Source organism: Phytoactinopolyspora endophytica (assembly GCF_004138495.1).
Classification (GTDB): Bacteria; Actinomycetota; Actinomycetes; order Jiangellales; family Jiangellaceae; genus Phytoactinopolyspora; species Phytoactinopolyspora endophytica.
This window is the reverse complement of record NZ_ML142858.1, coordinates 65,792-74,457: the sequence shown is the minus strand read 5'-3', so window position 1 is coordinate 74,457 and position 8,666 is coordinate 65,792. Positions and strand designations below refer to the sequence as shown.

Here is an 8,666-nt window from a genome sequence, read left to right as displayed (position 1 = left end):
ACGACGCTCCTCGGCCAGCAGCACTTCTCCACCTTCACCGAGCGGTATGCCCAGTTCCCGGTCACGGTGAAGGCGTTGTCCAGGTTCCAGACGGATCAAGAGGCCACGGAGACGATCCGGGGGCTGGCCGAGGGGACGGTGGACATCGTCATCGGCACCCACCGGCTCATCACCGGCGACGTCCGGTTCAAGAACCTCGGCCTGCTGATCGTCGACGAGGAGCAGCGTTTCGGCGTCGAGCACAAGGAGAAGCTCAAGCACCTGCGCGCCAACGTGGACGTGCTGACCATGTCGGCCACGCCCATCCCGCGCACCCTGGAGATGTCGATCACCGGTATCCGGGACATGTCCGTCATCACGACGCCCCCGGAGGAACGGCATCCCGTGCTGACGTACGTCGGCGGGTACGAAGAGAAGCAGGTCGGCGCGGCGATCCGGCGCGAGCTCATGCGCGACGGCCAGACGTTCTTCGTGCACAACCGGGTCGAGACCATCGAGAAGGTGGCGGCGCACCTGCGGGAGCTGGTGCCCGAGGCACGGGTGGAGACCGCACACGGGCAGATGGGCGAGCACGTGCTGGAACGGGTGATCAGCGCCTTCTGGCAGCGTGAGATCGACGTACTGGTGTGCACCACCATCGTGGAGACCGGCCTGGACATCTCCAACGCGAACACGCTGGTCGTGGACCGGGCGGAGCGGCTGGGTCTCTCCCAGCTGCACCAGTTGCGCGGGCGAGTGGGCCGCGGGCGGGAGCGCGCCTACGCCTATTTCTTCTACCCGCGTGAGACGCCGCTCACCGAGGAAGCACACGAACGGCTGGCCACGATCGCGCAACACGCCGACCTGGGATCCGGCATGCAGGTGGCGATGAAGGACCTGGAGATCCGGGGAGCCGGAAACCTGCTGGGCGGCGAGCAGTCAGGCCACATCGCCGACGTCGGATTCGACCTCTACGTGCGCCTGGTCGGTGAGGCGGTCGCGGAGTACCGCGGTGACCAGGAGGAGACGGTCGCGGAGGTCCGCGTCGACCTCCCCGTCGACGCGCATGTGCCGCACGACTACGTGGCGAGCGAGCGGTTGCGGCTGGAGGTCTACCGAGCGCTCTCGGAGGCCGTCGACGACGACAAGATCACCGCCGTCCGGGAGGAGCTCAAGGACCGTTACGGGGCTCCGCCCGAAGAGGTGGAGAACCTGCTGGCGATCGCCAGGTTCCGGTCCAAGGCTCGCCGGGCGGGGCTGTCCGAGGTCACGCTGCAGGGGAACTTCATCCGCTTCGCGCAGATCAAGCTGGCCGACTGGCAGCGGGTCCGGCTCAAGCGGCTGTATCCGAAGGCTCTGGTCAAGGATGCGGTGGACAGCGTGCTGGTTCCACGTCCGCTGCCATCGACCATCGGCGGGGCTCCGCTGCGTGGGATGGAGCTACTCGGCTGGGTGGAGAAGGTGGTCGACGACGTCCTGGCGCACGAGCCGGGTCCCGCGGTGTCACCAGCCCGCTAACACCTCAAGGGCTGCACGTCCGCGGCACGGGGCGTGCGAAGTATCCATAGAGTGCGACGGTAAGATGCATCTGGTTTGTCGTCGAAGACGTAGAGGAACAGCTGTGTCCATGGCCCGTCGAGTCCTTGCCGCGACCGCCGCCGTAGCCGCCGTCTCCTTTGTGACGGCGTGCGAGCCTGACCAGGTCGGCACCGCGGTCAACGTCGGCGATGATCGCCTCAGCGTCTCCGAACTGCAGGACGAAGTGACCGAGACCATCGACGTGCACAATGACGTGGTCGCGGACCACGGGCTGGAGCTGCCGCCGCTGAACGAAGGTGGCGACGTCACCGAGCTGCAGAACACGGTCCTGGGTCGCTGGATCGAGAACCGGCTGTTCGACGACGTGGCGCAGGACCAAGGGCTCGATGTCTCGGCTGCGGACGTGGATGACTTCCTGGACGAGTGGCGCCAGCAGTTCGAGAACGGGGACCCAGCGCCGTTCTACGCCCAGGAGAACTTTACCCAGGAGTCGCTGCGCGAAGAGGTGCGCAAGACGTTGATCTACGAGGAGCTGGTGGCGTCCGCCGGCGATGAGGCGGCCGCCCAGGCGGCTGTGAACGAGGCCATGGAGCGGCTGGACATCGACGTCAACCCTCGCTACGGGACGTGGGGCGAAGCCGGCTTCCAGCCGACGAGCGGCTCTGTGTCCGAGCCGTTCGAGGACGAAGCACTGGACGCCGGTGAGCAGCTCGAGTAACGAGTCGGCGGGAAGCCGCCTCCTCGACCTAGTGGCGGTGATGGACCGTCTGCGTTCTGAAGGCGGATGCCCGTGGGACGCCGAGCAGACGCATCGCAGCCTCGCCACCTATCTTCTCGAAGAGACATACGAGACACTCGAGGCGATCGAGTCCGGAGACGACACGGACCTCCGCGAGGAGCTTGGGGACCTGTTGTTGCAGGTGATCTTCCACGCCCGGATCGCGGAAGAACGGGAGAACGGTCCCTGGTCGATCGACGACGTCGCCGCCGGCATCGCCGAGAAGCTGGTCCGTCGCCACCCGCACGTCTTCGGCGACGCCACCGCGCCGACCGCGGCACACGTCGAGGGCCGCTGGGAGGCGTTGAAGCGGGCTGAGAAGCAGCGCACGTCCGCCGTCGATGGTGTGCCGCTCGCCCAGCCCGCGCTGTCCCTGGCCGCCAAGCTGATGAACAGGGTCGAGAAATCCGGCCTCCAGGTCAGCCTGCCCCAGGCCGGTGTCCCAGAGCTGACCAGCGCCGAGGAGGTGGGAGACCACCTGATGGCAGTTGTCGCATCGGCACACGAGCTCGGCGTCGACCCAGAGCAGGCGCTGCGCGACGCCACCCGGCGCTACGTCACCGCCGTGCGAGCGGCCGAGGCCGGCACCGCCTGATCGCCCGGGTTCCCGGGAAGCCCTCCGGGTTCACACCACCGTCGCTCGGGTAGATCCATCAAGGCGTGACGTCCGGGTGGACCACCAGAAGCTCTCATACCTCCGAAGGATTGAGTTCGATGATGGCTCGCCCGACGATCTCGCGCCGTCCGAGCCGCCGGTAGGCGTCGTCGACGTCGTCGAGCGTGAGCCGGTCGGTGATCAGCCGGTCGAGCCGGATCTTGCCGGCGCCGACGAGGGCGAGGAGGTCGGGCATGTCGGTGCGGGTCCTGGCCCCGTACGATCCCATGACGCGGATCTTCCGTCGGACCACGTGGGCGATGTCGAGCTTCGCTGTGACCCCGGCCGGTGCGATGCCGACCAAGACGACCCGTCCGCCGTCGTCGACCGCGCCGATGGCGGTCTCGACGGTAGGTGCGCTGCCCAGTGCTTCGAACGCGACGTCGACGCCACGCCCGCCGGTGAGGTCCCGGATGGCCGCCACCGCGTCCGTGTCGCCGGCGTTGACGATGTGCGTGGCACCCAGTTCCTTCGCCAGCGCGAGCTTCTCCTCGCTGAGATCGACGGCGATGATCGTGCGTGCACCGAATGCGGCCGCGACCTGAACAATGTTCAGGCCGATGCCGCCGACGGCGACCACGGCCACCGTGTCCGAGGGGACGACCCCGGCGACGTTCTTCACGGCCCCGTAGCTGGTGAACACGCTGCAGCCGAGGATGGCGCCGTCGTGCACATCGATCGAGTCCGGCATCGGGAAGACGTCCGTCGCGGGGACGACGGAGTACTCGGCGAGGCCGGCCATCGAGTACATGGCGAGACTCGAGCCGTCGTCGTCCACCAGCCGTGACGTCCCGTCGTAGAGCGTGCCGGCCAGCCGGTTGTACGTGAAGAAGGTCTCGCACAGGTCGTCCCAGCCCCGCACGCAATGCCGGCACGTTCCACACGGCATGATGAAGCCGCACACCACCGGCGTCCCGATCTCCAGCCCGTGACCGCGGGTACCACCGCCGGCACCGCTGCCGGCATCACTATTGCCGCCGCCGACGCCGTCACCAAGCTGGGCGACCCGCCCGGTGATCTCGTGCCCGAGCACGCACGGCGTCGGAAACGCCACCTCGCCCCGGATCACATGCAAATCGGTGTGGCAGACCCCGCACGCGGCGACCTCCACCAGGACTTCTCCACGTTGAGGCTGCGGCTTGGGCACGTCGCGCACGGTGATGACACCGTCCACGGCCGGCAGGATGGCCGCTCTCATCGGCCCGCCGCCTCGATCGCGAAGAGTCCGGGATCCGAATCAGGAGCGTTGTTCTGCGTCTCCTCGCCAATGGTCAGCACGGTGTTACCCCTTCCTGCAGGATCTGGCCGTCCAACCCCCATATGCTCGCGCTCCATGAACGGCGGTGACAGCCCTTCTACCGCTGGGCGGGAGGGTGCGCCGTGATCGCCGCGCCGTCACGGCGTGCTCGGCTACGGATCCGTGCACGTCGGTCAGTGGCGACGTGGGCTCGAGGACGTGATCGTCTAGGGCTGGCGAGTGCTCTCGCGGACGGGGCGGCCGTGCCAGGACTCCCACAGGGCGGCGTAAGCCTCGCCGTGCTCCACCAGTTCGTGGTGGCTGCCGAGCTCGCTGATCAGCCCGTCCTCGACGACGGCCACCCGGTCCGCGTCGTGAGCGGTGTGCAGCCGGTGCGCGATAGCGACGACGGTCCGCCCCTTCAGCACGGCGGACAGCGACCGCTCCAGATGGCGTGCGGCCCGCGGGTCCAGCAGCGAGGTCGCCTCATCCAGCACCAGTGTGTGCGGATCGGCCAGCACGATCCGGGCCAGCGCGACCTGCTGAGCCTGCGCCGGCCCGACCGGGTGCCCGCCCGAGCCCACGACCGTGTCCAGCCCTTCCGGCAGTGCCTCGACCCAGCCCAGGGCGTCGACGGCGTCCAGCGCACGGCGGATCTCGTCGTCGGAGGCGCCCGGCGCGGCCAGCTCGAGGTTGTCCCGCATGGTGCCGACGAAGACGTGGTGCTCCTGGGTGACCAGCACCACCTCGCGGCGGAGCCGGTCGAGCTCCAGGTCGACCAGTGGTACGCCGCCCACATCGACCCGGCCGGACCTCGTCGGATGGATGCCGGCCAGCAGCCGCCCGAGCGTCGATTTCCCGGCGCCGGACGGGCCCACCATGGCCAGCCGTTCACCCGGCCGCAGGTCGAGCGAGATACCGTGCAGCACGTCCTGCCCGTCGACGTAGGCGTAGCGGACTCCTTCGGCGCGGATGTCCTCCCCGTCCGGGGTCTCACCGGACGCCTCGCGGTCGTCGGGGACCTTGGCGATGCCGACGACACGGGCCAGCGACGACGTGCCGATCTGGAGCTCGTCGAGCCAGGACACCAGCCGGTCCACCGGATCGCCGATCTGCACCATGTACAGCACGACGGCGGTGACCTGACCGACCGTGGCGTGCCCGCCGGAGACCAGCCACGCGCCCCAGGCGAGGGTGCCCACGACGGGCAGCACATAGGACATCTCCGCCGTCGGGAACCACACGCTGCGCAGGAAGAGCGTCCGGCGCTCGGCGGCGAACGCCTCCGCCAGGTCGTCCTCGGTGCGCTTGATCCGCACGTTAGCCATGTTCAGCGCCTCGACGGTGCGGATGCCGTCGACGGTCTCGGTGACCGACCCGTCGAGCGTGGCGTAGGCGGCCCGCTCCCACAGGTAGCCGTCCCGGGCCCGTTTCAGGTACCAGCGGGTGCCGAGGTAGAGCAGCGGTACTCCGACGACGGCCGCGAGTGCGACCAACGGTCCGGCGATGACGGCCGCTGCCAGAGTCAGCACCGTGGTGACGAACGCGACCAGGATCTCCGGCACGGCGAACCGGACGGTCCGGGACAGCGCGTCGATGTCCCCGGTGGTCCGCGCCACCAGGTCGCCCGTTCCGGCGCGCTCCACCGTGGACAGCGGCAGCGCCAGGACGCGCGCGATGAACGTCTCTCGCAGCTGAGCGAAGACCTGCTCGCCCAGCACCAGCGACCGCTTGATCGCAGCCCGGGTCAGCAGTGCCTGCGCGACGATGAACGTCGCCAGCGCGCCCGCGAGCAGGTCGATACGCGTGGTCGAGGTGCCGTCGACCACCCCGTCCACCATCCGGCCCAGCAGGAACGGCCCAGCCAGGCCGAATGCGGCAGCGACCACGTGCAACAGAATGGTGATGGTCAGCGGGCTGCGGTGCTGGCGGAACAGCTCGCCGGCCTCCGCCCGGACCTCCCCAGGCTCGGCGACAGGCAGCCGCGCCCGATCATCCACGGTGCGTTCGGTTCTCATCGTGACTCCTGCGTCGGGTCGGTTGACGCCAGCTGTTCCTCGCGGATCACGGTGCGTCGGTAGTCGGTGGTGGTGGCGAGTAGTTCCTGGTGTGTTCCGCTCGCGGCGATCCGGCCGTCGTCGAACCAGATCACGGTGTCCGCCTGTGCGAGCATCAACGGGCTGGCGGTGACGACGACGGTGGTCCGCCCCTGCCGCGCCACCCGCAGCCGCTCCGCGATGGCGGCCTCGGTATGCGCGTCCACGGCGCTGGTCGGCTCCACCAAGACGAGGACCTCCGGGTCGGCCAGCAACACACGCGTCAGTGCGACTCGCTGGCGCTGGCCGCCGGACAGCGACCGGCCGCGCTCCTCCACCACCGAGTCGAATCCGGCACGCAGCGTCTCCAGGATGTCGTGCCCGGAGGCCACGTCCATCGCCTCCATCAACTCGCCGTCGCTGTGCTGTCCACGTGGGTCCAGGTTGGACCGCAGGGTACCGGTGAACAACGTCGGCTCCGGGTCGCTCACCACGACGCGGTGACGCACCTCGGACAGCGGCAGCGAGTCCAGCGGCGTTCCGTCCAAGGTGACGCCGTCCTCGGGAACCAGACGGCCCAACCGGTCCGCGAGCCTCGCGGTGTGTGCGGGCTCCTCCGCCACCAGCATGGTCAGCTTCCCCGTCTCGATCACCAGCCCGGAGTCCGCATCGGCCAACACATGTCCCGCGTCCGCATCCATCACCCGCTCGCCGTCCGGCCGCCGGACCACACCATCGGCGACGTCGCGCTCGATGCTCAGCAACGTGAGAACCCGCCTCGCCGCGACGATCGCCCGCGCCACCACGAACGCCATCTCGCCGGCCGTGCGTACCGGGATGACCAGGAAGAACGCGAACCCGTACATGGCTACCAGGGCGCCCGGCTCGATGGTGCCGCTCAGCACCATCCTGGCACCCACCCAGGTCAGCAGGACGAGGAAGATGCCGGGCAGCAGCACCATCAGCCCGTCGAGAAGGGAGTGCGTCGTAGCCAGCCGGTTTCCCGCCTTACGGACCGTGCCGGAACGTTCGGCGTAGCGGTTCAGGAAGACCTGCTCGCCGCCGATTCCACGCAGCACGCGAAGCCCGCCCACCGTGTCCGCGCCGAGCGCGGTGAGTTTGCCCAGGGCTTCCCGCTGCTCCCGCTGACGTTGTTGCAACGGGTGAATGATCGGTGCGGAGGCTGCGACGAGCACGGGTACGCCGATCAGCACCATCAGGCCGAGCGGCATCGAGATCGTCAGCACGATCACGGCGACCACGGCGTAGGAGACGATCGCGCCGGCGAACCGGGAGATCACCTCGAAGGCATGGCCGATGTGCGGCGCGTCGCTCGACGACGTGGCCACGACCTCGCCCGTGGGCATGGTGGTGGACACGGCCGGGCCGGTGCGGGCGGTGTGCCGGCTGACCACCTGAATGGTTCGGAAGGCGGCGTAGATCCAGTTGGCGACCGCAGCACGGTGCCGTACGATCCCGACCAGTGCTTGCACAATGCCGAGCCCACCGATCAGCAGAGCCCAGCGCACGGCTGTGTCGGTGTTCCCGCCCGCTATCTCGTCGACGCCCTGGCCGATCGCCCATGGCATGAGCGCCTGGGCCACCATCCAGATGACGCCGTAGACGGTGGCCAGGATGATCGCCGCGAGCTGACCGCGAGCCACCCACACGAGGAACCGCTGGGGAGATCGGGTATCGGGGACGCCGGTATCGGCGTAAGGGAGCGTGCGCACGTTATGTAACGGTACGGAGCGCCCCTGACAGCGCGCATCTCATTTTCCGCCCGCTAGCATGAGCAGACGCAACGAAGGTCGAAACTTTATTCGATTTCGAAGAAGGTCCCCATGACACCCGCCTCTGCCGTCTGGTCTCCGCCGCTCAGCCCCGCGGATCCCACGGGAATCGCACGACCTCGTATCGCGATCGCCGGCATCGCCATTGAGTCGTCGACGTTCTCCCCCCACATCAGCGCAGCGGAGGCGTTCGCGGTCAGGCGCGGAACCGACCTCCGCCGCCGCTACTCGTTCCTCGCCGAAGGCGCAGAGCGCGGGGACGCCACGGAATGGGTGCCGATCATGCAGGCCACCGCACTCCCCGGTGGCGCCGTCGACCAGACGACCTATCGGGCGATGCGCGACGAGATCGTCGACCGGCTCGCCGCCGACGGGCCGTTCGACGGCCTGTTCCTCGACATCCACGGCGCGATGAGCGTCGTCGGGATGGCCGACGCGGAGGCCGACCTGGCACGCGCCGTCCGCGCGGCGGTGGGCGAGGACACGCTCGTCTCCGCCGCCATGGACCTGCACGGCAACGTCTCTGCCGAGCTCTCACGGAACGTGGATCTGATCACCTGCTACCGCATGGCGCCGCACGAGGACGCTTGGAACACCCGGGAGCGCGCCGTACACAACCTGCTCGAGCGGCTCCGCGGCCCATACGGCC

The 8,666-nt window shown here is 68.9% G+C and carries 7 protein-coding genes; 4 read left to right on the top strand and 3 right to left on the bottom strand.

Going from position 1 to position 8,666, the window contains the following annotated elements:
- The 3 genes from ELR45_RS38410 to ELR45_RS19375 form a co-directional block, all read left to right on the top strand.
- Nucleotides 1-1,497 (top strand): TRCF domain-containing protein (locus ELR45_RS38410; RefSeq protein ID WP_205856880.1); only part of this gene is annotated, 1,497 nt, incomplete at its 5' end.
- 109 nt (nt 1,498-1,606) lie between these two features.
- Complete coding sequence (locus ELR45_RS19380; RefSeq protein ID WP_240759912.1) at nt 1,607-2,236, top strand: SurA N-terminal domain-containing protein; 630 nt, start codon at nt 1,607-1,609, stop codon at nt 2,234-2,236.
- The gene (locus ELR45_RS19375; RefSeq protein WP_205856879.1) at nt 2,220-2,891 is read left to right on the top strand and encodes a nucleoside triphosphate pyrophosphohydrolase; all 672 of its coding nucleotides are present in this window, start codon (nt 2,220-2,222) and stop codon (nt 2,889-2,891) included. The genes ELR45_RS19380 and ELR45_RS19375 overlap by 17 nt, the downstream gene beginning before the upstream one ends.
- A gap of 94 nt (nt 2,892-2,985) precedes the next feature.
- Here ELR45_RS19375 and ELR45_RS19370 read toward each other — a convergent pair whose 3' ends face one another.
- The 3 genes from ELR45_RS19370 to ELR45_RS19360 all read right to left on the bottom strand — a co-directional run bounded on the left by ELR45_RS19370 (nt 2,986) and on the right by ELR45_RS19360 (nt 7,957).
- Nucleotides 2,986-4,149 (bottom strand): zinc-binding dehydrogenase, encoded by a 1,164-nt coding sequence (locus ELR45_RS19370; RefSeq protein WP_129667843.1) that lies wholly within the window; start codon nt 4,147-4,149, stop codon nt 2,986-2,988.
- 266 nt (nt 4,150-4,415) lie between these two features.
- Nucleotides 4,416-6,206 carry an ABC transporter ATP-binding protein gene (locus tag ELR45_RS19365; RefSeq protein ID WP_129667842.1) on the bottom strand — a complete coding sequence of 597 codons (1,791 nt, stop codon included), beginning with the start codon at nt 6,204-6,206 and terminating at the stop codon, nt 4,416-4,418.
- The gene (locus ELR45_RS19360; protein WP_129667841.1) at nt 6,203-7,957 is read right to left on the bottom strand and encodes an ABC transporter ATP-binding protein; all 1,755 of its coding nucleotides are present in this window, start codon (nt 7,955-7,957) and stop codon (nt 6,203-6,205) included. Before ELR45_RS19360 ends, ELR45_RS19365 begins: the two co-directional genes overlap by 4 nt.
- Nucleotides 7,958-8,068: 111 nt before the next feature.
- On the opposite strand from ELR45_RS19360, the gene ELR45_RS41075 reads away from it, so the two are divergent.
- Nucleotides 8,069-8,666, top strand: a 598-nt coding sequence (locus tag ELR45_RS41075; RefSeq protein ID WP_240759882.1) for a M81 family metallopeptidase, incomplete at its 3' end; no start/stop codon positions are given.